Origin of the sequence: Streptomyces sp. NPDC051310 (assembly GCF_044455245.1) — a bacterium.
Lineage (GTDB): Bacteria > Actinomycetota > Actinomycetes > Streptomycetales > Streptomycetaceae > Streptomyces.
The window spans coordinates 208,925-231,186 of the sequence record NZ_JBITEO010000012.1 but is presented as its reverse complement, the minus strand read 5'-3'; the positions used below and the strand labels follow the sequence as shown (position 1 = coordinate 231,186).

Sequence of the window (22,262 nt, the reverse complement as noted above, 5' to 3'; positions counted from 1 at the left end):
ATGACCGTACTGCCCGACACCGGTTTCACCCCGTCCGCCGAGGACCGCGCGAGCCTAGACGCCTGGTTCGCCGAGTACGACGCGGCGAGCGCCCGGCGTGATGTCCCGCGCATGGCCGACATGGCCGTCTTCCCGCTGAACCTGGTCAGCGACGACAGCGCGGGCGACGGCCGCACCGCGCAGTGGGACCGCGCGCGGTTCCTGGAGACCATGGGCCAGGTGATGGGCGAGAGCGGCGACGCCCAGCTCTCCTTCACCTCCACCCGGACACCGGTCTTCCTCAGCCCGTCCATCGCCGTGGTGTTCACGGATTCCACGATGACCAGCGGCGAGGAGACGACGCAGCTGCGGTACGCCGACATCCTCGTCAGGCGGGACGGGGTGTGGGCGTTCCAGACGATGGTCCAGGTCGGCTGGGGCGACGGCCTCGCCTGAGACCGCACCGCCCCGGCCGCCCCGGCGCACCATCACGACACGCGCTTGAGCGTCCAGGCGTTCGGGTTGAAGCTCGGCACGACCGAGTACCGGCAACTGCTGCTGTAGTACGTGCTCGTCTGCACCCAGCCGGCCGGCGGGTAGGTGGACGCACAGGCGTTGACGGTGGTGCCCACGGCGAGACCGGTGAGCTGCTTGATCTGCTTGATGTTCGGGGCGCTCCCCGAGCCGCAGGAGAGACTGGTCCCCCAGCTCACATCGACGAACCCGGCAGGAGTCAGGACGCTCGCGCAGACGGTCGTGACGTCGCCCGGTGCCGCGTGGGAGGGGGGCGCGGCGAGGAACAGGCAGGCGGCGGAGCCGGCGGCGGCGAGGGCCATGGTGCGCTGGAGCGACACGGAGTCTCCTTGCGACGGTGGGCGGTCAGGGTGCGCGCCCGGGGTGACACCCCGGGCGCGGCCCGTCCCACCCAACCGCCGGAGCGCGTCCCTCCGTGAGGCGATGTCCGGTCATGTCGCGCCCGCCGCGAGCCCGCGCCCGCCCGCGGCGGCGGGCGGGTCAGCCCTTCTCGGGGTCGTGTCCCCAGTTCATCAGGGAGTACCGCCAGGGCGTCCGGGTGACGTCGCCGCCGGGGCGCTGGGCGGTGTGGCGCTCGACGTACCCGACGACCTTGCGCATGTGGGCGACGTCGTCGTCGGTGAGGTCCGCTTTCTTCGTGCGCAGCAGCGCGACGATGCGGCGGCCCGACGCGTGTCCGACGCTCTCGGAGCCGCCGTCCTGCTTCTGGCCGACGCTGCGGGACTCGTCGGTCTCCAGCCACCGTTCCAGTTCGGTGGCGGTGAGGTTGACCGCCTTGCGGAACGCGGCGACGGTGTCCTCGCGTCCGTCGCCGTCCCCGGCGGTCACGACCTCCCCTTCTTGCGCAGCGCCCGGGGCTTGTGCACGGCCGAGCGGCCGCTCCTGTCGCTCTCGACCTCGTACTGCGGCTCCTGCGCGGAGGCGTCGACGGTGCGCCCCGCCGCCTTCGTGCGTTCGGTGATCTTCTGCTTCACCGTGCCGGCGACGTTCTTTCCGTGGCTCTTCCAGGTCACCTTGTCGCCCTCGTCGAGCTTCTTGCGCTTGGTCATGCGGATCACTCCTCCGGGAGCCGGGAACACGCCCCCGTCCGAGCAGAACACGCCGGTGCGCCTCCCGCCACGCGGTGGCGGGGCGGGGCGGCCGATGCGCGGCTCTTGACTGCTGCGGCGGCAGCCGCGATCCTCCTCGCATCATTTATGGGGACATGACAATCACTGGAGGGCTCGGGCCCCGCGGGCGCCCGGGTCCCCTTCGGTGCCTCCTCCGGCTGGGACACGGGTGATGACCTTGGTGCGACGCACGCACGGCAGGCTCAGGGTTCTCGCGGTACTTTCGCTGGTCCTCACCCTGCTGAGCCTGGGACCGGCCCAGGCGGGGGCGGGCGCCGCCTCCGGACCGGGCTGGTGGGACCCCGTGGCCCGGCCGGCGCCGGACTCCCGCATCGACGTCACCGGGGAGCCGTTCAAGGGCACCGACTCCCAGGGCCGGGTCCGGGGCTTCGTCGACGCGCACGACCACCTGATGTCCAACGAGGCCTTCGGGGGCCGGCTGATCTGCGGCAAGCCGTTCTCCGCCGGCGGCGTCGCCGACGCGCTCAAGGACTGCCCGGAGCACTACCCCGACGGCTCCCTGGCGGTCTTCGACTTCATCACCAAGGGCGGCGACGGCCGGCACGACCCCCACGGCTGGCCCACCTTCAAGGACTGGCCCGCCCACGACTCGCTGACCCACCAGCAGAACTACTACGCGTGGGTGGAGCGCGCCTGGCGCGGCGGCCAGCGGGTGCTCGTCAACGACCTCGTCACCAACGGCGTGATCTGCTCGGTCTACTTCTTCAAGGACCGCGGCTGCGACGAGATGACCTCCATCCGCCTCCAGGCCCGCAAGACGTACGAGATGCAGGCGTACATCGACACGATGTACGGCGGACCGGGCAAGGGATGGTTCCGCGTCGTCACCGACTCCGCCCAGGCCAGGGAGGTCGTCGAGCAGGGCAAGATGGCCGTCGTCCTGGGCGTGGAGACCTCGGAGCCCTTCGGGTGCAAGCAGATCCTGGACGTGGCGCAGTGCGGCAAGGACGACATCGACCGCGGCCTGGACGAGCTGCACGCCCTCGGGGTCCGCAGCATGTTCCTGTGCCACAAGTTCGACAACGCCCTGTGCGGGGTGCGGTTCGACTCCGGCACCCTCGGTACGGCGATCAACGTCGGGCAGTTCCTCTCGACGGGCACGTTCTGGAAGACGGAGAAGTGCACCGGGCCGCAGGCCGACAACCCCATCGGCGCCGCCCCGGCCGCCGAGGCGGAGAAGCAGCTCCCGCCCGGCGTCGCGGTCCCGTCGTACGCCGCCGACGCACGGTGCAACACCCGCGGCCTCACCGCGCTCGGCGAGCACGCCGTGCGCGGCATGATGCAGCGCGGGATGATGATCGAGATCGACCACATGAGCGTGAAGGCCACCGGCCGCGTCCTCGACATCCTGGAGTCCGCCTCGTACCCCGGCGTGCTCTCCTCGCACAGCTGGATGGACACCGACTGGACGGAGCGGGTCTACCGCCTCGGCGGGTTCATCGCCCAGTACATGCACGGCGCCGAGGGGTTCACCGCCGAGGCGCGGCGCACGGACGCGCTGCGTGAGAAGTACGGCGCCGGATACGGCTACGGCACCGACATGAACGGGGTCGGCGGCTGGCCGGCGCCGCGCGGCGCCGACACGCCCGACCCGGTGCGGTACCCCTTCCGCAGCGCCGACGGCGGCTCGGTCATCGACCGGCAGACCACCGGCGAACGCACCTGGGACATCAACACCGACGGCGCCGCCCATTACGGCCTGGTGCCCGACTGGCTGGAGGACATCCGCGTCACGGGCGGCCAGGACGTCATCGACGACCTCTTCCGCGGCGCGGAGTCCTACCTGACCACCTGGGGCGCCTCGGAGCGCCACCGGGCCGGCGCGAACCTGGCCGCCGGGGCTCCCGCGTCGGCGAGTTCGGCGGAGTGGAACCCGTTCACGAGCTACGCCGCCGGCCGCGCCGTGGACGGCGACCCGCGCACCCGCTGGGCCAGCGACCGGAGCGACCCGCAGTGGCTCCGGATCGACCTGGGCTCCGCGCAGCCGGTCGGCCGGGTGACGCTCGACTGGGAACGCGCGCACGGCAAGGCGTACCGCATCGAGGTGTCCGGCGACGGGAACGACTGGCGGACCGTCTGGTCCACCACCGCCGGGGACGGCGGTCTGGACACCGCGCGGTTCACCGCCGTGCCGGCCCGCTTCGTCCGGGTGATGGGCCTCGAACGCGGGACCGAATGGGGCTACTCGCTCCACGAGGTCGGCGTGTACAGCCGCTGACGTCCCGCTCGGGACCTACAGTGCCCAGCCAGTCGTGGAACGGCGGAAAGGGCATCCTGTGGGCGGCGTGGAGCGCGGCAACCGGGCGGGCACGAGGGACGGGCAGTGGGCGTACATCGGCTCCTTCACCACGGGAGGCGGCCGCGGCATCACGGTCGCGGCCGTCGACCGGGTGACGGGGGCGCTCACCCCGCACACGGCCGTCGGCACGATCGTCAACCCCTCGGCCCTCGCGCTCGACCCGGTGGCGGGAGTGCTCTACGCGGTGAGCGACACGGAGCCGGGTGCGGTCGCGGCCTTCCGGGCGGCGGGGGGCGCCCTCACCCCTCTCGGTGCGGCCGTCGGTGTGGGCGGCTCGGGCCCCACCCACCTCGGCGTGGCCGGGCGCCGGGTGCTCACCGCCAACTACGGCTCGGGCAGCGTCAGCAGCCTCGCGATCGGCCCGGACGGCTCCCTCAGCGGCCCTCCGGCCGTGCTCGCGCACCACGGCTCGGGCCCGGACGCCGACCGGCAGCAGGGGCCGCACGCCCACCAGGTGCTGCCGGACCCCGGCGGGCGGTGGGTGCTGAGCGTGGACCTGGGCACCGATGCGGTGCGGGTCTGCGCGCTCGACCCGGCCACCGGGGAGCCGCGCGTGCACGCCGAGACCGTGCTGCGGGCCGGGTCGGGCCCGCGTCACCTGGCCTTCCACCCGGACGGTGAGGTGGTGTACGTCCTGCACGAGCTGGAGCCGTTGATGACGGTCTGCCGCTGGGATGCGGCGGCCGGCCGCCTGGAGGCGCTGGCGGAGACCGCGATCGACACGGAGGGCCTCCCCGCGGGGGAGCGCGCCTACCCCTCGGTGGTCTGCGTCTCGCCCGACGGGCGCTTCGTCCGGGCCGCGGTGCGCGGCAGCAACACCGTGCTGACGTTCTCCCTCGCCGACGGCGCCGAGAAGCCGGCGCTCGCGGGCGCAGCCGACTGCGGCGGCGTCTGGCCGCGGGATCTGGTGACCGGCCCGTCGGGGCGCCGGCTGTACGTCGTCAACGAGTGGTCCGGCGACGTCACCTGGTTCGAGGCGGACCCCGAGAGCGGGCGGCTGCGGCGCGGCGGCGCGGTGGAGGTGCCGGCCGCCGCGTGTGTGGTCTTCTCCTGACCGGCGGGTTCAGCGCCGTCCGGACGGCTGGATCGACGCCTTCGACTGCACGGTGTCGACCGTGTGCACGGTCTCGTCCACGACGTGCTGGGCGAGCTCGCCGTCGACACCGACGTGGACCCGGTCGACCAGCTCCTGGTTGAGGGATCCGGCGTGGGCGGTTCCGCCGGCCGAGAGCGCGGCTCCCGCAAGGGCGAGCGCGGTCATGGCGCGCTGGGTGATTCCTGGCATGCCCGGGCAACGATCCCTCCCGTGCCCGGTCACGGCCCCGGTCGCCCGTTCGGCGGATCAGGTCCCCGCGCGGTCCGGGTCCCCGGCCGGACGGAGCGGGCCGCTCAGTCCCGTTCCGCCACCAGGTGCCGCACGGTCCGCGCGATGAGGTCGTACGGCACGGGGGCGTTCAGGGGGAACTTCAGCGTTCCGCGGCCCGACCGGTAGGGCTCGGTGTCCCGCCGGAACGCGTCGTCGCCCCGCGGGACGGGATAGACGCTGACGTGATGCCGCCATCCGGCGAAGTACACGAGGATCCGGCGGTCGAGGGTGACGCCGCCGGGATCCCGTAACCGATCTTCTCGCCGATGCCCTCGGGCGCCGCTTCGTGGATCGTGCGCCGGATCCGTCCGAGGACGGTGCGCACGTCCTCGGGGAAGGAGCCGATGTAGTCGTCGACGGACGCGAAGTGCTCTGCCACGGTCGTGCCCTTTCGCCGCGTACACGTACTCACGCTAGGCGCCGCCGGGGCGCCCCGCGCGTCGTGCGCGCGGCGGCACCCGGGGTGCGGCGCGCTCGGTCAGCACAGCACGTTCAGGGCGCCCGGCCGCACCCGGACCGTCACCGGCAGCGTCGCGTCGACCTCGCCGTCCGCGCCGTACGGCAGGTCCCGGTCGGCCTCGATGCGGATCTCCTTGCCGCGCAGGACCTCGACCTGGGGCCGCCGCATGTGCGCCCCGGTCTTGAGCTCGTTCATCAGGGCGAAGAACAGCCGCTTCGGGGCGTGGCGGACGACGACGACGTCGAGCAGGCCGTCGTCGACGCGGGCGTCCGGCGCGATGCGGCGGCCGAAGCCGTAGAAGCCGGAGTTGGCGGCGACGACGGTGTAGCCGCTCCGCTCGTGCACCGTGCCGTCGACGGTGATCCGGTACGCCGCGGGCCGCCAGCCCGCCACGGCCCGTGCGCCGCCCGCGTAGTACGAGGCGGCGCCCCGCAGCAGCCGTGACCGGTTGGCGTACCGGTTGGCGACGGCGTCGACGCCCGCGTACACGCTGCCGAGGACCGCGGTCCTCGGGTGCACGGCCGATTCCACCTCGATGGTGTCGACGGCGCGCGGCGCGGCGCGCAGGAGGAGTTCCGCCAGGGCCGCGGGCTCCGCGGGCAGGCCCAGGGCCCGGGCGAAGTCGTTGCCGCGCCCCGACGGGACGAGGCCGAGCACGGCGTCGGTGCCGCTGAGCACCCCGCCGACGGCTCCGGCCATCCCGTCACCGCCGACCGCGAGCACGACGTGCCCCTGGGCGGCGGCCTGCCGTGCCAGCTCGCGGGCGTGGTCGAGGCTGCGGCTGTAGCGGGTCTCCAGCCCGGCCCCCGCCTCCCGCAGGAGCCGGGCCACGGGCAGCAGGGCCGCCGTGCCGCTGGAACTTCCCGCGGCCGGGTTGACGACGGCGGTGAACTGTCGCATGTGCGCGCCTCCGTAGGGCAGGGCAGGCTGGGGGTCAGGGGTGGCGGACGGGGACGAGGATGCCGGGATTGAGCACCCCCGCCGGATCGAGCTCCGCCTTGACGGCCTGGAGGACGCGGACGCCGAGGGGGCCCGCCTCCCGGGTGTACCCGTCGCGGTGGTCGGTGCCGACGCCGTGGTGGTGGCTGATGGTTCCGCCGGCGGCCAGGATCGCCTCGTTCGCGGCCTGCTTGGCCGGGGCCCAGTGAGCGACGGGGTCATCGCCCTGGGCGGAGACGACCGTGAAGTACAGGGAGGCGCCGTTCTCGTACACGTGCGAGATGTGGCACATGACCAGCGGCGGCGTGCCGGCGTCGGAGAGCGCGGTGGTCAGCGCCCGGCGGACGTCCTGGTACAGCCGCGGGAGCGCGGACCAGAAGGCGGCCGTCTCCAGGGTCTCGGCGAAGGCCCCGGCGTCGAGGAGCGCGTCGCGGAGGTAGGGGGCGTCGTAACGGCCGTGGGCCCAGCGGTCCCCCGGTTCGCGGCCGACGCACTCGCCGCCCTCCGCCAGGAGGACCTCGTGGACGCCGCTGCGGCACTCCTCGTTGCGCGCGGCCGTCCCCTCGTACCCGACGATCGCCATGCAGCCGGCCGCCTCCGGGGCGCCGCTGCCGATGCGGTCGGGCTGGGCGAGGCCGATGAAGGTCTCGGTCTCGTCGGACAGGCGCAGGACGGTCGGGCGCGGCCCGTCCTGGGCGAGCTTGCGCAGCGCGGCGGCGCCGGCCTCGAAGGAGGTGAAGCGCCAGCCTTCGTAGACGCGCTGCTCGGGCAGCGGGCGGATGCGCACGGTGACGGAGGTGATCACGCCGAACGCGCCCTCGGAGCCGAGCACGAGCTGGCGGAGGTCCGGGCCGGCCGCCGAGCGGGGCGCGCGTCCGGCCTCCCAGGTGCCCTCGGGGGTGGCCACGGTGGTGCCGAGCACCATCTCGTCGAAGCGGCCGTAGCCCGCGGACGCCTGGCCGCTGGAGCGGGCCGCGGCGAATCCGCCGATGGTGGCCCATTCGTACGACTGGGGGAAGTGGCCGAGGGTGTAGCCGCGTTCGTTGAGCAGGGCTTCGGCCCGCGGCGCGCGCAGTCCGGGCTGGAAGGTCGCGGTGCGGGAGACCTCGTCCAGGTCGAGGAGGGCGTCCATGCGGCGCAGGTCCAGGGCGACGAAGCTGGACCGCTCCGGGGCCAGGCCGCCGACGACCGAGGTGCCGCCGCCGAACGGCACGGCGGGTACCTGGTGTTCGCTGCACACGCGCAGGACGGCGAGGACCTCGTCGTGGCTGCCGGGCAGCAGGACGGCGGCGGGGATGTCGTCGACCTCGCCCGCGCGGATGCGCAGCAGGTCGGGGGTCGACTTGCCGCGGGTGTGGCGGATGCGGGCCTCGGCGTCCGTCCGCAGGTGCGCGGGATCGCCCAGGCATGCGGCGAGGGCGCGGAGCGTGTCGTCCATGAGCGATGGGGCGGGGACGGCGATGTCCTCCAGCGCGGCGGGGCCGTGGTCGCGCGGGGTGACGCCGAGCAGGTCGCGCAGCAGGCCGGTCACGGTGTCGGGCAGGGGGGCCGCCTTGGCCGGGTCGCCCCAGCCGCTCCACAACATGTCCACGGGATTCGGTTCCTCGCCGTCGGTTTCGGGTCAAGGCGTGCCCTGGGGCCCGCACTGGCATTACACTGTGACAGATGACGCCCATTCGTCACAACCATTCGGACGGGGAAACCGTCCTCGACGCGGCCCGTGACTGCGTCCTCGCCGTCGGGGTGCGCCGGACGACGCTGACCGACGTGGCCCGCCGCGCCGGGGTCTCCCGCATGACGCTCTACCGCCGGTGGCCCGATGTGCGGACCCTGGTCGGGGACGTGATGACCCGTGAGTGGGTCGCCCTCGCCGTGTCGGCCATGCCCGAGCGGGAACCCGGCGCTCCCACCCGGCCGAGACTGGTCGACGGGCTGGTCGCGGGCGTCGAGGCGTTCCGCGCCCACCCGCTGTTCCACAAGATCCTCGACGTCGACCCCGAGCTCCTGCTGCCCTACGTGCTCGACCGGCGGGGTGCCAGCCAGGACGCGCTGCTCGGCCTCATCACCGGCGCGCTGGAGGAGGGACACGCCGACGGATCGGTCCGGGCGGCCCACCCCGACCTCCAGGCCCGCTCCCTGCTGCTGATCGTCCAGTCCTTCACGCTCTCGCTGCGCACCATGACCGACGCGTCCGACCCCGGGCTCGACGAAGCGGCATTCCTCGGTGAGCTGCGGACCCTCCTGGAAAGGACCCTCGCCCCATGAGCCACCCGCTCAGCCGGTCGCGCACCACCTCCGCACCCGCGCGGGCCTCGTCGTCGCTGAACGCGGCGCGCCGCCGGCGCGAACTGTCCGGGCTCGCCGACGGCACACCGGTGGACGTCCTCGTCGTCGGCCTCGGGGCCACCGGCGCGGGCGTCGCGCTCGACGCCGCGACCCGCGGCCTGACGGTCGCCGCGATCGACGCCCACGACCTCGCCTTCGGCACCTCGCGCTGGAGCTCGAAGCTCATCCACGGCGGGTTGCGCTACCTGGCCTCCGGACAGCTCGACGTCGCCCACGAGAGCGCCGTGGAGCGGGGCGTGCTGATGGAGCGGACCGCCCCGCACCTGGTCGGCGCCCAGCCGTTCGTGATGCCGCTGACGCCGCTGGTCTCCCGGTCGCAGGCGGCGCTGGCCCGGGCCGGACTGCGGGCCGGGGACCTGCTGCGGGCCTCGGCGCGCACGTCCCGTGCCACGCTGCCCCCTCCGCGGGCGCTCTCCCCCGTGGAGACCCGGCACCTGGCGCCCGCCCTGCGGTCCACCGGCCTGCGTGGCGGGCTGCTCTCCTGGGACGGCAGGCTCAGTGACGACGCCCGGCTGGTGACGGCCCTCGCCCGGACCGCCGCGGCGCACGGCGCGCGGATCCTCACCCGGACGCGGGCGCTCTCCCTCGACGGCGGCGGAGCCGTGGTGCGGGACGAGCTCACGGGCGAGGAGTCGAGGATCAGGGCCCGCGCCGTCGTCAACGCGACCGGGGTCTGGGCCGGCGGGCTGATCGAGGACATCCGGCTGCGGCCCTCCCGGGGCACCCACCTGGTCCTCCGCTCGGAGGACCTGGGCTCGCTCACCGCGGGCCTGCACATCCCCATCCCGGGCGAGGCGAACCGCTTCGTCCTGGTCCTGCCGCAGGGTGACGGCCGGGTGTACGTGGGGCTGACGGACGAACCGGTCGACGGTGACATCCCGGATGTTCCGGAGGTCCCGGAGACGGACATCGGCTTCCTGCTCGACGTCCTCGGTTCGGCCCTCGACGTGTCGCTGGGCCGCGACGACGTCATCGGCGCCTTCGCCGGCCTGCGGCCCCTCCTCGACACGTCGGGCGAGCCGGGTGCCGCACGGACGGCCGACATCTCCCGCAAGCACGCCGTGCTCACCTCGTCCGACGGGGTGGTGACCGTGGTGGGAGGCAAGCTCACGACGTACCGGCGCATGGCGCAGGACGCCCTGGACGCGGTGGTCTCGGCGCGTGGTCTCGCGGCGGGGCCCTGCCGTACGGCATGGCTCCCGCTGGTGGGGGCGGCCGCCCCGGTGGCCCTGGCCGCCCTGGACGCCCCCCGCCGGCTGGTGCGCCGCTACGGCACCGAGGCTCCGGCCGTGCACGCGCTGGGGCTGGAGAATCCCGCCCTGGCGCGCCCCGTGGTGCCGGGCCACCCGGTGACCGTGGCCGAACTGGTGTGGGCGGTGCGCCACGAAGGGGCGCTCGACGAGGCCGACGTCCTGGACCGCCGCACCCGGATCGGAGTGGTGCCGGACGACCGGGAAGCGGCGCTGGACACGGCCCGCGAGGTGCTCCGCCACGAGGACGGGCGGCTCGTGCCGCGCACGTCCTGAGGGGGCGGGCCGGTCAGTTGCTGTGCCGGGCCAGGCTGTAGAAGAGGACGACCACGGCGACCGCCATCACGATCAGATGGAGCCAACCGGGGGCGGCCGCGGCGTCCTGAGCGGCTGTCACGATGTGGTTCACAGGTTCCTCCGTGTCAATTCGCGGTGTCATTCGAGGCGTTGACGCGTCATGGTGCGCGCGTACCCCGTGAACCGGCTCTGACGCGCGCACCGGAGGAGGGAGGCCCGAAAGGATGAGGTTCGAGCAGGTCTTCACGTACGCGTGGCAGTACGGCGGCGCGGCCGGACGGGCTCCGGGCACATCGGTCCTGTCCGTCGCCCGCGAGCCGGCGGAGGAGGGCACGCCCGGTCGCTGGCTGCTGCTGGCCGGGCTGCCCGACGTCACCGAGCTGCTGCCCTTCGACGACGCCGCACAGGTCCGGGCGTTCGCCCGGGCGGTGCTCGGCCTGGCGTCGGCTCCCGCCGCCGACGAGCACGAGTTCCTCCTCGGTGAGGAGGGGCCGGAGGAGGAGCGCTTCGCCACCCTGCGGGTCGGCCGGGACCGGACGGAGGGGAAGCGCGCCTTCGTCGCCTACCGCTCGTACGTCGCCGTCCCCGGCCGGCCGGAGTGGACCTCCCTGGGCCTGGAGGTGGTCTGCCGCGACGTCGAGGTGGACCGGGCCCGGGCGGAGGCTCGCGCGCTGCTCGCCGTGCTGGACGCGGCGGGCTGACTGCGGCAGGCCGCCTTCCGGCCCGCGGGCCGGCCGGGCCCGTCACCCGGTGCTCGCGCCGGCCCGCGCCAGCGTGAGCACTCCCGCGACGATGAGGCCGACCCCGAGCGCCTCCGGCACCAGCCACCAGCCGGCGCGTACGTGCTCCTCGTAGAGCAGCACGCCCAGAACGAGGCTCACACTCGCGTCCCCCAGCGTGAGCGCCGGTTGCGAGGCGACCAGCGGACCGCCCTGCAGCGCGTGCTCCAGCAGCAGCAGCGCGCAGACGCCGCAGGCCGCGAAGGCGTACGTGTGCCAGGTGGTGAAGAACGCGCCCACGCCGCTGTCGTCGAGGATGTGCATGGACGTCTTCATCAGGGCGGCCGTCAGGGCGTAGCACACCGCGGTGGCGGCCCCGAGGCACCCGGCCCTCGCCCTGCCGGGCGGCCGGCGCAGTGCCGCGGTCGTCAGCGCGAGGACGACCACGGCGCACCCGGCCAGGGTGGGCACCCACCGGTCGAGCGGCACGTGCGTGCGGTTGCCCTCGGGGGCGGCCGCCATGAGGGCCAGGCCCAGCCCGGCGACGACGGCGGCCACGGCCACCCACAGGCGCCCGGCCAGCCGCTGGTGGTCCGCCAGCGACCCGAACAGCAGGGCGAGGGGCAGTTCCAGCACGAACAGGGGTTGTACGAGTGCCAGGGGGCCGGTAGCCAGGGCGGCCGCCTGGCCCACCCCGGCGACGATCACGGCCAGCATGCCGGCCAGCCAGAGCGGTCGTCTCAGCAGATCGAGCAGCAGGCCGGGGCGGAAGCCCTGTGTCTGCGGGACGGTCAGGGTGGCGCGGCGCTGGAGCACGGTGGCGAGCGCGTTGCTCGCCGCCGCGCAGAGCGCGAAGAGGGTGGGGAGGAGGACGCCCATGCCCCGATCCTGGTGCGGCGGCGGGGCACGGGCGGGCCGACACGTCGGCCGCGCGGCCGGCCGGAGCCATTGGGGTGTGGCCCGCCTTCCCGGTCCGTGGCTCCCGGGCCTCCCGGGAGCCACACCCCGAGCCTTCCGGCAGGCGCAGGTTCGCGGTGGGCTCCCCCGCGGGCGCAGGCTCCCGGCACGCGGGGGCTCCCCGGCGGGCGCGACCGTCCCGGCGGGTCCCCGGCCCGGCGGGTCCCCGTCCCGGCGGCCGGGGCCTTGAGAGGCCCGCGCCCAGCCACGGGCCCACACGGCGCAGCGGCCGGCCCACACGGCCTCCCGGGCGGGCGTGGGGCTCCTGCCGGGACGCCCAGGCCGGGCTCAAGGGCGGGAGGCGGCCTTCGGCACGGGTTCCGGTTCCCGGGCCGGCGGGTCCGCCGGACGGAGGCGCTGGAAGCGGGTGACGGCCGGGGAGGTGACCGCGGTGGTGATCAGGGCCACCAGCACCAGCATGGTGAACAGCTCCGGTCCGATCACGCCGAGCTCCAGGCCGATGGACAGCACCACCAGCTCGGTCAGGCCCCGGCAGTTCATCAGGGCCCCGATCGACATGGCCTGCCGCCAGGACTGTCCGCACGCCAGCGCGGCACCGGCCGCCCCGCCCCACTTGCCGGCCACGGCGATCGCGAGCAGCGCTCCCGTCCACAGCCACTGCACCGGGTCGGCGGCCAGGGCCCCGATCTCGGTGCTGAGTCCGGTGTGCACGAAGAACAGCGGCAGCAGCACCGGGACCACCACGGCGCGCAGCCGGGCGGACGACGCCTCGATGCGGCGGTGGCCGCGCGGTGCGGCCACGCCGAACAGGAAGGCGCCGAACAGCGTGTGCACCCCGATCAGGTCCGTCGCCAGCGCGGACAGGCTGAGACCGCTGAACAGCAGGACCAGGACCACCCCGTCGCCGGCCCGGTCCGTGCGGCCCTTCGCCCACCGCGCCAGCAGCGGACGGACCACCAGCAGCATGAAGGCACCGAAGGCCACGGTGAGCCCCGCCGCCGTCAGGGCGTCGAACGGCGACCCCGCCGTGGAGAACGCGACCACCAGCGCCAGCAGGCACCACGCGGCCACGTCGTCGACCGCCGCGCACGCCATCGCGAGGGCGCCGAGCGGAGTCCCGTACAGCCCGCGGTCGACCAGGATCCGGGCCAGCACCGGGAACGCCGTGATGCTCATGGCGACCGCGACGAACAGCAGGAACGGTGTGAACTCCACACCGTCGGGCGCGAGGTGCCCGTACAGCGGGAAGGCCAGCAGCGCACCCAGGCCCAGGGGAAGCAGAATGCCGGCCTGGCTGACGGCCACGGCGGTCCGCGAGTTGCCGCGCAGGGCACCCAGGTCGAGCTCCAGGCCGACGAGGAACATGAACGCCAGCAGACCGAGCTGGCCCAGCACCGAGGTGTACGGGAGGACCGACTCGGGGAACAGCCAGTGCTGCGCCTCGGGCCAGAGCCAGCCCAGCAGGGAGGGCCCGAGGACGATGCCCATGGCGATCTCGCCGATCACGGGTGGCTGGCCGAATCGTCTGACGAGGCTCGCCCCGGCCTGGCAGGCCAGGATGGCGACCGGGACGGCGACGAGCAGGGCGCGCATGGTTTCAGCCGCGGACACCGGCGGCTCCTTCGGTCGGTACGGAGCGGGGCGGGAGCGGGACCGCCGGCGGCTGCGGCACGGCGGCCGCGGCGGACCACCCGGCGTAGCGGCGCAGGCCGTAGAGGAGGGGCTGCGCCGCGGGGCGCACGCTGATCCGGCGCGCCTGCGCGAAGACCGCCGTGTGGTCGCCGAACACGGCGGTCTCCACCACGGTGCAGTCGGCGACGGCGTGGGCGGACGAGGTCAGGTGCGGGCCGCTCGCACCGAGGGGCAGCCGCCACTCGGTGCGCTCGAAGCGGTCGGGCGCCCCGGAGGCGAAGAGGTCAGAGGTCGCCCTGGCCCGCTCGTGCAGCAGGTTGAGGGCGAACTGCCCCTGGTCGAGCAGGGCCCGCAGGGTCGGGCTCGCCGTCCGGATGCACACGACGAGCGTGGGCGGGGCGAGGGCGACGCTCGCCATCGAGCTGCACGTGAGGCCGCGGGGCCGGCCGTCGGCGTCGAGGGTGGTGACCACGGTGACCCCGGAGGGGAAAGCGGCCATGAAGGGGCGGAGATCCGCCTCCCGGAGGACGACGGCGCCTTCGGCGGCGACAGCCCCCTCGGTGCCGTCGCCACCCGGGGTGTCCGGGTGCGGAGCGAAGTCGGGCATGTGTGACTCCCTGTGGATGACGATGCAGTGCGGCCCGGCACCCGGCGGACTGCGCCGGGCGCCGGGCCGTGGGAGCGGCGGCGGAAGCCGGGGCCCGGGGGTGGCCGCCGGTTCCGCGCCGGAGTGCTGCGGTGCCGGGGAGGTGAGGGGGTGGCCGCGGGCCGGGGACCGGGGGCGGCCCGGCCCCGGCCGGCTCAGCCGTGCAGTCGCTTGAGGTACTCGTAGGCGCTCGGCAGCGTCTCCAGCAGGTTCTGCTGCTGGCGTTTGACCGTCTCGAACAGCGGCTCCGCGCCCGCCACCGACTCGGGCTTGTACGCCAGCGCCGGGAGGGGAGCGTCGGGCTCCAGGCCCATGCCCGCGAAGATGCAGTAGTAGCTGCCGTTGGTCCAGAAGTTGCGGAACTCGGCCTCGAAGTTGCCGTAGTACGTCGACTCGTCGGTGATCGGCGAGTTGATGGGCAGGCCCGCCCGGTAGGCGGAGATCTTCTGCTGGATGTTGTCGGGGAGGGTCAGCTTCTTGTTCGCCTGCCAGAACGGGCTGTCGTTGCGCGGCGCGTAGAAGAAGTGCGCCTGGATGAAGTCGCGGGTGTCGTCGAACATCACCTCGATCTCGTGGTTGAAGCTGTCGATCAGACCCTCGTTGAAGGTCTTGTCGGGGAAGTGCTTGGCCAGCTGGTAGATCGCCGCGGTGATGAAGTAGATGCCGGTCGACTCCAGCGGCTCCAGGAAGCACGACGACAGGCCGATGCTGACGACGTTCTTCACCCAGGCGCGGCGGTTGCGGCCGACCCGGAAACGGATGTGGTTGAACGCCGTCGTCTCGGGGTCGAGGCCCCACATGGCCGCGAACTCGGCCGTGGCCTCGTCCTTCCCGGTGAACTTGCTGGAGTAGACGTAGCCGGTGCCGAAGCGCCCCAGCATCGGGATCTTCCAGGCCCAGCCGGACGACATCGCGATGGCGGAGGTGTACGGCTCCACGCCGCCGGCCTCGTCGTCGTGCGGAACGGCGGTGGCGACCGCGCTGTCGCACAGCAGGTGGTCGCTCATGTCGACGAACGGCTCGGCCATCGCCTTGTTGATCAGCAGTCCGCGGAAGCCGGAGCAGTCGACGAAGAGGTCGGCGTCGAGCTCGCGGCCGCTGCGGGTGCGCAGCGCGGTGACGTAGCCGCGCGCGTCCTGCCGTACCTCGGTCATCTCGTCCTGCACGTGGTGGACGCCCTGCTTCTCGATGGCGAAGCGGCGCAGGAAGTCGGCGACGAGCTGGGCGTCGAAGTGCCAGGCGTAGCGGGTGGCGGAGCGGCCGTCGAGCCAGCGCGGCGCCTTCATCGCGTCCATGATCGGGGGCTCGCGGAAGCAGGCGTAGTCGAAGGGCTCGGTGGTGGTGCCCTCGTACTTGCGCTTGAACCAGTAGTGCGACAGGGGCGTCTGGTCGTAGTCGGGCAGCAGCCCGAACGGGTGGTAGAAGTGGTCGGGCCGGCCGTCGGGCAGCTCCCTGGCCGTGGCCTCGCCTGCGCCTTCGGTGCGCCAGTTCACGAACCGCACCGCCATCTTGAAGCTGGCGTTGCACTCCCGCATCCACTCGTCCTCGGCGATGCCGAGGTAGTCGAAGAACGCGCGCTGCAGGTTGGGCACCGTCGCCTCGCCGACCCCGATCCGCGGAATCGTCGGGGCTTCCAGCACGGTGATGTCGACCGTGCCCTGGAGTGCCTTGCCGAGATACGCGGCGGTCATCCAGCCGGCCGTGCCGCCGCCCAGGATGACGACCTTCTTCAATCGGGTGTCGGTGCTGGTCATGGAGCAGCCCTCATTTCGGAGTCGGGAATCACGGGCGGAAGCCGAGGAGCTGGAGGGGCACGACGCCCGGTGCGCGGGCCCGGGCCGCCCACCGGGGCCCGCCGTGTCCGGCCGTGTCCGGCGGACCGGGGGCCGGTGGGCCGGGGGCCCGCCGGCGCACCGGGAGCCGGTGGACCGGGGCCGGAAACCGCCGGTGGCGTTTGCCCGGAACGTCGGATCCCCAGTGTGGAGAACCGCTCTATGACGGACCTACAGAGGCGGGATCCGGCCGGTATAGGGCGCCTGTAGAGCGGGAGAACAGACTCGCCGCAGGCAGAACGGCACACGACGGCCCCCGGGAGGACGCGATGACGACCGCGGTGACCGGAATCGCACGGCAGGCGGTACGCATCCGCTTCCTCGGCGACTTCGAACTGACCGTGAACGGCGCCCCGGTGCAGCGCTGGCGGGCCGGCAAGGCGCGCGGGCTCTTCCAGTTCCTCGTGATCCACCGGGGCCAGACCCTCACCCGCGACCGGCTCTACGAGGCGCTGTGGCCGGGCTCCGACCGGTCCGCCGGGGACAGTTCGCTGAAGGTGGCCGCGCACGCGCTGCGCAGGGTCCTCGACGCGCACCCCGACGGCACCGGTGCGGCGGGGATCCGGCTGCACTACCGCGACTTCGGCTACGCCCTGGACATCGCGGACCTGTGGTCCGACGTGGACCGCTTCCAGGAGCTGGTGCACACCGGGCTGCGGGCGGCCGCCGCGGGCGACCGGGCGACGGCCCGTGAACGGCTGCGGTCCGCGGCCGCCCTGTACGCCGGGGAATTCCTGCGCGGCGAGAGCGCCGACTGGGTGGTCGAGCAGCGCGAGTACCTGCGGTCGCTGGCGCTGCGGGCCCTGGAGGTGCTGCGTGCCGACGCCGCCGAGCGCGGGGACTTCCCCGACCTCATCGAGGTCTGCCGGAGCACCCTCGGCATCGACCGGCACCACGAGGGGGCCTACCGGGCGCTGATGACGGCGCACGGCAGGCGCGGCGAACACGCCTGCGTGCGCCGCTGGTACGACCTGTGTGCGCGCCGGCTGCGCGAGGACCTCGCGGTGGCACCGTCCCGGGAGACCGACCGGTTGCTGCACGCGCTGCTGCCCGCACCGGTGGCTCCCGCCGGAGGGCCGGCGCGCTCCCCCCTGGCGTCCCTTCCGTCCCTGGCGTCCGCCGTGCCGAGCGGTGCCTCCCCGGGGCTCCGGCCGCGCGCGGTGCGCCGCGCCCGGCCCGACGCCCGTGCCGCGGCCCGCGTCCCCGGTCCCGCGGCCGGTCCGTGGGCCGCCGTCCCCCGTCCGGCGCCGGGCCCGGGACTCGTCCCGCCGCCGCGCATCCCGTGACCGAGCGATCCAGTGAGGAACCCACCGTGACCGTGCTGACCGTGCCGCAGGGCTCCGCCGCACCGACGGCCGAGCCGTCCCCAGGGCCCTTGCCGCCCCGCTACGACGACCACTGGATCGGGGGCCGTTGGACGGCCTCCGACGCCGACCGCCGGCTGGTCGTCACCGACCCCAGCACCGAAGCACCGCTCGCCACGGTGCCCGCGGGCACCGCCCGCGACGCCGACCTGGCCGTACGTGCCGCCGCCCGCGCCTTCCCCGGCTGGTCCGCCACCCCCGTACCGGAACGGGCGGCCCTGCTGCGCCGCGTGGTGGAGGGCCTGGAGCGCAACGCCGAGCGGTTCGCCCGCACCATCACCGCCGAGGTGGGGGCGCCGTCGCGGATGGCCCTGCGGACGCACGTCGGCCTGGCCGTCGGCATGGCGGCGCACTGTGTGGAGACCGCCGCGTCCTACGGGTTCGAGGAGCGCGTCGGCCACTCCCTGGTGGTGCGCGAGGCCGCCGGTGTCGCCGCGTGCATCACACCGTGGAACGTGCCGCTGCTGCTGACGGTGCAGAAGCTGCTGCCCGCGCTCGCCGCCGGCTGCACCGTCGTCCACAAGCCCAGCGAGCTGACGCCGCTGCACGCCCGGCTGCTCGCCGAGGTGTTCGCGGAGGCCGATCTGCCGCCCGGCGTGGCCAACATGGTCGTCGGCACCGGCGACACCCTCGGCACCGCCCTCGTCACCCACCCGCTCGTGGACGTCGTCTCCCTGACCGGGTCCACCCGCGCCGGGCGGCAGGTGGCGGCCCTGGGCGCCGACGGCATCAAGCGCGTCCACCTGGAGCTCGGCGGCAAGAACGCCTCCCTCGTCCTCGACGACGCCGACCTGCCGGCCGCGGTGGGCGCCACCGTCGACCAGGTCCTGTTCAACACCGGCCAGACGTGCCTGCAGTGGAGCCGGCTGCTGGTGCCCCGCGACCGCCAGGACGAGGCGGTGGAGCTGGCCGGACGGATCATGGACGGATACGTCACCGGTGATCCCCGCGACCCCGCGACCGATCTCGGCCCGTTGGTGTCGGCCGCCGCGCACGCCCGGGTGACCGACTACATCCTGCGGGGCGCCTCCGAGGGCGGCGCCCGTCTGGTCCGCGGCGGGACCGGCCGACCCGCCGGTCTCTCCACCGGGTACTACGTCCGGCCCACGATCTTCGCCGACGTCGACCCGCTGACGACCATCGGTCAGGAGGAGATCTTCGGGCCGGTGCTGTGCGTCATCCCGTACGACGACGAAGAGCAGGCCGTCCGGATCGTCAACGGCACCCGGTATGGGCTGCACGGCGCGGTCTGGTCCGGCGACGACGGCCGGGCCGAGCGCGTCGCACGCCGGTTCCGCACCGGCCTGGTGGACGTCAACGGCGGGTCGTTCAACCCGGCGGCCCCGTTCGGCGGTTTCAAGCAGTCCGGCATCGGCCGGGAGTGCGGGAGCGCCGGACTGGGGGCGTTCCTGGAGACCAAGTCCCTGCAGCTGCCCGGGCACGGGGGCTCCGGGGAACCGGTGGTCGGCCCACGCCTGCGCGCCACCGCCCCGGCCGGCTCCCCGACCGGACCTACGGCATCACCCGCACCCGCACCCGCACTCGCACCGACCGCATCACCCGCACCGACCGCTGTCCGCACCGAGGAGAGGAACGACGGATGACGGCCCAGCACGCCGGTCCCGTACCGGCGCCCCGGCCCAGCGACGGGCCGTCGGGCGAAACCCTGCCCCCGCTGTTCGCCGCGCTGGCGCGCTGGACCCGCGAGCAGCCGGACGAGCCCGCCGTCAGAGCCGAGGACGGTTCCTTCGGCTGGGCGGAGCTCACCGCGCGCACGGCCGCGACCGCCGCGGCGCTCGCCTCCGCCGGTGCGGGGCCCGAGAGCGCCGTGGGGCTGCTCCTCGGGCGTTCCCGGGAGAGCGTGCCGGCGCTCCTCGCCGTGTGGAGCCTCGGCGCCACGGCCGTGCCCCTGGACCCGGCCCACCCGGTGGAACGGCTCGGCTCCGTCCTGCGGGACGCCCGGGTCTCCGTACTGGTCGCCGCGGACGTGCCCGACGGGCTGGACGTCACGGGGATCCGCACGGTCGGCCCGGCCCACCCGGCCGGCGCAGGGCTCATCGTGACCGCCCCCGCCCCCGACGGCTGTGCCTACGTCATCTACACCTCCGGCACCACGGGCCGCCCCAAGGGCGTCGAGGTCACCTACCGCGGCCTGGACACCTTCGTCGGCGCGCTCGCGGGACTGGGCCTGCCGCCGGGCGGCCTCGGCCTCAACGCCGTCTCGCCCGCCTTCGACGGCTGGCTGTGGTGCACGCTGCTCTACCTCGTCCACGGCCAGGGCGTCGCCCTGGTGGACCTGTCCCTCGACGGGCTGCGCCGCGCGGACGCCGAGGGCCGGGCTCCGCTGCCGGCCGGGCTGCGCACCGCTTCCCTCACCCCCTCCCTGCTGGCCGCCCACGGTGGCGGGCTGGACGAGGCGGAGGTCGTCGTGGTGGCCGGCGAGACCTGCCCGGCGGCCCTCGCCGAGCGCTTCTCCCGCGGCCGCCGGCTGCTGAACGTGTACGGGCCGACGGAGGCCACGATCGCGGCGACCTGGGCCGACAGCGAGCGGGGGGACGACGTGAGCAGCATCGGACGGCCGCTGCCCGACCACCGGGCGTACGTCCTGGACGAGGACCTCGTCCCGGTGCCCGCCGGGACCGAGGGCGAGCTGTACCTCGGCGGCCCCGCCGTGGCGCGCGGCTACCGCAACCGTCCGGGCCTCACCGCCGCCCGGTTCCTGCCCGACCCGTTCCAGGGCGGCGGGGCCCGGATGTACCGGACCGGGGACCTGGTGGTCCGGCGGCCGGGCGGTGAGCTGGAGTACCGCGGGCGGCGTGACGACCAGGTGAAGGTCCGCGGCCACCGCATCGAGCTGGGTGAGGTGGAGCGGGTCGCCGCCGAGGTCCCGGGCGTGGTGGCGGCAGCCTGCTGCCCGCTCGCCTCCGGGCAGTCGCTGGGGCTCGCGGTCGTCGCCGCGCCCGGCAGCGGCGCTCCCGGGGACCTGGCCGCCGCGGTCGCCGGGCACTGCGCCGCGCTGCTGCCCGAGGCGGCGGTGCCTTCCGTCGTGCGGGTGGTGGACCGCATCCCCACCCTCACCACCGGCAAGGCCGATCGGGTGACGCTCGCCGCCGTACTCACCGCGCCGGAGCAGGCGGACGAGTTGGGCGATGTGGGCGGCGCGGACGGCGCCACGGAACGGGAACGGGAGGTGATGGCCGTCTGGGCCGAGATCCTGGAGCGCGACGTCCCGGGGCCGGCCGCCGACTTCTTCGAGCTGGGCGGGCACTCGCTGGCCGCCGCGCGGGTCGTGGCCGACCTGCGCCGGGCCACCGGCCTGCGCATCACGCTCGGGAAGCTGCTCACCCGGCCCACCGTCGCGGAGGTCGCCGCGGAACTCGACCGGCTCGCCGCCGGTCCGGTGTCCGGGTCCGCATCCTCGTCCGGGGCACCGGCCGCGCCGGTCCTCACCGCCGAAGGAGCCTGACGCCATGGGCAGCTGGATCTCCACCTGGCCCTCGGGCCCCGGCGACGCCGCCCTCCCGGCGCTGCTCTGCCTGCCGCCGGCCGGCGCGGGCTGCCAGCAGTTCCGCGCCTGGGCCCCCGCACTGGCCGGGGTCGGGCAGGTCTACGGCGTGCAGTTGCCGGGCCGTGAGAACCGCTGGCGCGAGCCCATGCCGCGGACGTTCGACGAGGCCGTCGAGGCGATCGCCGGCGAGCTGCGGCCGGTCGTCGCCGCCGGCCGGCGGCTGGTGGTCTTCGGCCACAGCTTCGGCGGGCTCCTCGGGTACGAGATCGCCCGCCGTGTCCGGCCCGCCGCCCTGGTGGTGAGCGCCTGCCGGGCGCCCGGCCACTGGGACGGCGCCGGGCGGGGCATCGTCGAGGACGACGAGGAACTGGACAAGCTCTTCGACACCGCCGGGCTCGACCCCGCCTTCCTGGACGAGGACACCCGCGCGCTGATGGTCGCGATGCTCCGCAAGGACGCGGTGCTGTCGCTGAGTTACACCCACTCCCCCGGCGCCCCGCTCTCCGTGCCCGTGCACGCCTGGAGGGCCGACGGCGACGACACGGTCACCGCCGAGGACCTGGCCGGCTGGGCCGCGGTCACCACCGCCGCCTTCCGCGTCCACCACGTCGAAGGCGGTCACCACGCCGTGCTGCGCCGCCCGGAGACGCTCCTGGAGCACCTGGCCGGACTGCTGCGCGACGACGCGGCCGTACCGGCCGGGACCACCTGAACCGGGCGGCACCCGGCGCCGGTGGTCCGCGGGCCGACCGCCCACCCCGCCCCGCCCCGCTGTGCCCTGACCTGACCTGACCTGACCGCACGCCATGCGACCGAGCCCGGAGGACGTCGTGCCCACCACCTACCAGGTCCTCGTCAACCACGAGGAGCAGTACGCGCTGTACCCCTCGGCGCGCGAGCTGCCCGACGGCTGGACGCCGGCCGGGTTCAGCGGCACCGAGGACGAGTGCGTCGCCCATGTGGACGCCTGCTGGAGCGACACGCGCCCCCGCAGCGTGCGCACCGCGGCGGCCACCCCCGCACACCGGGGCGAAGGGACCTGA

22 protein-coding genes are annotated in these 22,262 nt (G+C 74.6%); 11 read left to right on the top strand and 11 right to left on the bottom strand.

Annotated elements, in window-relative coordinates:
* Positions 1 to 435 carry a nuclear transport factor 2 family protein gene (locus ACIA79_RS19880; RefSeq protein ID WP_399429613.1) on the top strand — a complete coding sequence of 145 codons (435 nt, stop codon included), beginning with the start codon at positions 1 to 3 and terminating at the stop codon, positions 433 to 435.
* 32 nt (positions 436 to 467) lie between these two features.
* Here the strand turns inward: ACIA79_RS19880 and ACIA79_RS19875 are convergent, their stop codons facing one another.
* The 3 genes from ACIA79_RS19875 to ACIA79_RS19865 all read right to left on the bottom strand — a co-directional run bounded on the left by ACIA79_RS19875 (position 468) and on the right by ACIA79_RS19865 (position 1,562).
* Complete coding sequence (locus ACIA79_RS19875; RefSeq protein ID WP_399429612.1) at positions 468 to 833, bottom strand: hypothetical protein; 366 nt, start codon at positions 831 to 833, stop codon at positions 468 to 470.
* A 160-nt stretch (positions 834 to 993) separates the two neighbouring features.
* Positions 994 to 1,341, bottom strand: coding sequence for a DUF3140 domain-containing protein (locus ACIA79_RS19870; protein WP_399429611.1), 348 nt, complete (start codon positions 1,339 to 1,341; stop codon positions 994 to 996).
* Positions 1,338 to 1,562 carry a DUF2945 domain-containing protein gene (locus ACIA79_RS19865; RefSeq protein WP_399429610.1) on the bottom strand — a complete coding sequence of 75 codons (225 nt, stop codon included), beginning with the start codon at positions 1,560 to 1,562 and terminating at the stop codon, positions 1,338 to 1,340. The genes ACIA79_RS19870 and ACIA79_RS19865 overlap by 4 nt, the downstream gene beginning before the upstream one ends.
* Positions 1,563 to 1,794: 232 nt before the next feature.
* On the opposite strand from ACIA79_RS19865, the gene ACIA79_RS19860 reads away from it, so the two are divergent.
* Together ACIA79_RS19860 and ACIA79_RS19855 are read left to right on the top strand one after the other, a co-directional pair.
* Complete coding sequence (locus tag ACIA79_RS19860; protein WP_399429609.1) at positions 1,795 to 3,861, top strand: discoidin domain-containing protein; 2,067 nt, start codon at positions 1,795 to 1,797, stop codon at positions 3,859 to 3,861.
* 67 nt (positions 3,862 to 3,928) lie between these two features.
* Positions 3,929 to 4,996, top strand: a complete 1,068-nt coding sequence (locus ACIA79_RS19855; RefSeq protein ID WP_399429608.1) for a lactonase family protein — start codon at positions 3,929 to 3,931, stop codon at positions 4,994 to 4,996.
* Positions 4,997 to 5,005: 9 nt separating this feature from the next.
* On the opposite strand, the gene ACIA79_RS19850 is transcribed toward ACIA79_RS19855, so the two are convergent.
* From ACIA79_RS19850 to ACIA79_RS19835, 4 genes are all read right to left on the bottom strand, one after another.
* Complete coding sequence (locus tag ACIA79_RS19850; protein WP_399429607.1) at positions 5,006 to 5,227, bottom strand: hypothetical protein; 222 nt, start codon at positions 5,225 to 5,227, stop codon at positions 5,006 to 5,008.
* 104 nt (positions 5,228 to 5,331) lie between these two features.
* Positions 5,332 to 5,517 carry a hypothetical protein gene (locus ACIA79_RS19845; protein ID WP_399429606.1) on the bottom strand — a complete coding sequence of 62 codons (186 nt, stop codon included), beginning with the start codon at positions 5,515 to 5,517 and terminating at the stop codon, positions 5,332 to 5,334.
* A 269-nt stretch (positions 5,518 to 5,786) separates the two neighbouring features.
* Positions 5,787 to 6,668: a YegS/Rv2252/BmrU family lipid kinase gene (locus tag ACIA79_RS19840; protein WP_399429605.1), complete on the bottom strand. Its 882-nt coding sequence runs from the start codon at positions 6,666 to 6,668 to the stop codon at positions 5,787 to 5,789.
* A 34-nt stretch (positions 6,669 to 6,702) separates the two neighbouring features.
* Complete coding sequence (locus ACIA79_RS19835) at positions 6,703 to 8,298, bottom strand: FAD-binding oxidoreductase (RefSeq protein WP_399429604.1); 1,596 nt, start codon at positions 8,296 to 8,298, stop codon at positions 6,703 to 6,705.
* 74 nt (positions 8,299 to 8,372) lie between these two features.
* Here ACIA79_RS19835 and ACIA79_RS19830 point away from each other — a divergent pair, with 74 nt between their 5' ends.
* The 3 genes from ACIA79_RS19830 (at position 8,373) to ACIA79_RS19820 (ending at position 11,301) form a co-directional block, all read left to right on the top strand.
* Entirely contained in the window at positions 8,373 to 8,972 is a 600-nt protein-coding gene (locus ACIA79_RS19830) for a TetR/AcrR family transcriptional regulator (RefSeq protein ID WP_399429603.1), read from the top strand.
* Positions 8,969 to 10,579, top strand: coding sequence for a glycerol-3-phosphate dehydrogenase/oxidase (locus ACIA79_RS19825; protein WP_399429602.1), 1,611 nt, complete (start codon positions 8,969 to 8,971; stop codon positions 10,577 to 10,579). Before ACIA79_RS19830 ends, ACIA79_RS19825 begins: the two co-directional genes overlap by 4 nt.
* 245 nt (positions 10,580 to 10,824) lie before the next feature.
* Positions 10,825 to 11,301, top strand: a complete 477-nt coding sequence (locus tag ACIA79_RS19820) for a hypothetical protein (protein ID WP_399429601.1) — start codon at positions 10,825 to 10,827, stop codon at positions 11,299 to 11,301.
* Between the two features lie 42 nt (positions 11,302 to 11,343).
* Here the strand turns inward: ACIA79_RS19820 and ACIA79_RS19815 are convergent, their stop codons facing one another.
* The 4 genes from ACIA79_RS19815 to ACIA79_RS19800 form a co-directional block, all read right to left on the bottom strand.
* Positions 11,344 to 12,198, bottom strand: a complete 855-nt coding sequence (locus ACIA79_RS19815) for a DMT family transporter (protein ID WP_399429599.1) — start codon at positions 12,196 to 12,198, stop codon at positions 11,344 to 11,346.
* 366 nt (positions 12,199 to 12,564) lie between these two features.
* Positions 12,565 to 13,848, bottom strand: a complete 1,284-nt coding sequence (locus ACIA79_RS19810; RefSeq protein WP_399429598.1) for a cation:proton antiporter — start codon at positions 13,846 to 13,848, stop codon at positions 12,565 to 12,567.
* Complete coding sequence (locus ACIA79_RS19805) at positions 13,835 to 14,476, bottom strand: flavin reductase family protein (RefSeq protein WP_399429597.1); 642 nt, start codon at positions 14,474 to 14,476, stop codon at positions 13,835 to 13,837. Before ACIA79_RS19805 ends, ACIA79_RS19810 begins: the two co-directional genes overlap by 14 nt.
* Before the next feature lie 194 nt (positions 14,477 to 14,670).
* On the bottom strand, positions 14,671 to 16,269 hold the full coding sequence (locus ACIA79_RS19800; protein WP_399429596.1) for a tryptophan halogenase family protein: 1,599 nt from the start codon (positions 16,267 to 16,269) through the stop codon (positions 14,671 to 14,673).
* Positions 16,270 to 16,616: 347 nt separating this feature from the next.
* On the opposite strand from ACIA79_RS19800, the gene ACIA79_RS19795 reads away from it, so the two are divergent.
* From ACIA79_RS19795 to ACIA79_RS19775, 5 genes are all read left to right on the top strand, one after another.
* Positions 16,617 to 17,633, top strand: coding sequence for a BTAD domain-containing putative transcriptional regulator (locus ACIA79_RS19795; RefSeq protein ID WP_399429595.1), 1,017 nt, complete (start codon positions 16,617 to 16,619; stop codon positions 17,631 to 17,633).
* 89 nt (positions 17,634 to 17,722) lie between these two features.
* Positions 17,723 to 19,315 carry an aldehyde dehydrogenase family protein gene (locus tag ACIA79_RS19790; RefSeq protein WP_399429654.1) on the top strand — a complete coding sequence of 531 codons (1,593 nt, stop codon included), beginning with the start codon at positions 17,723 to 17,725 and terminating at the stop codon, positions 19,313 to 19,315.
* A complete protein-coding gene (locus ACIA79_RS19785) occupies positions 19,312 to 21,177 on the top strand; it encodes a non-ribosomal peptide synthetase (protein ID WP_399429594.1) in 1,866 nt (621 codons plus the stop codon). Before ACIA79_RS19790 ends, ACIA79_RS19785 begins: the two co-directional genes overlap by 4 nt.
* A gap of 4 nt (positions 21,178 to 21,181) precedes the next feature.
* On the top strand, positions 21,182 to 21,931 hold the full coding sequence (locus ACIA79_RS19780; protein WP_399429593.1) for a thioesterase II family protein: 750 nt from the start codon (positions 21,182 to 21,184) through the stop codon (positions 21,929 to 21,931).
* A gap of 118 nt (positions 21,932 to 22,049) precedes the next feature.
* Positions 22,050 to 22,262, top strand: a complete 213-nt coding sequence (locus ACIA79_RS19775; RefSeq protein WP_399429592.1) for an MbtH family protein — start codon at positions 22,050 to 22,052, stop codon at positions 22,260 to 22,262.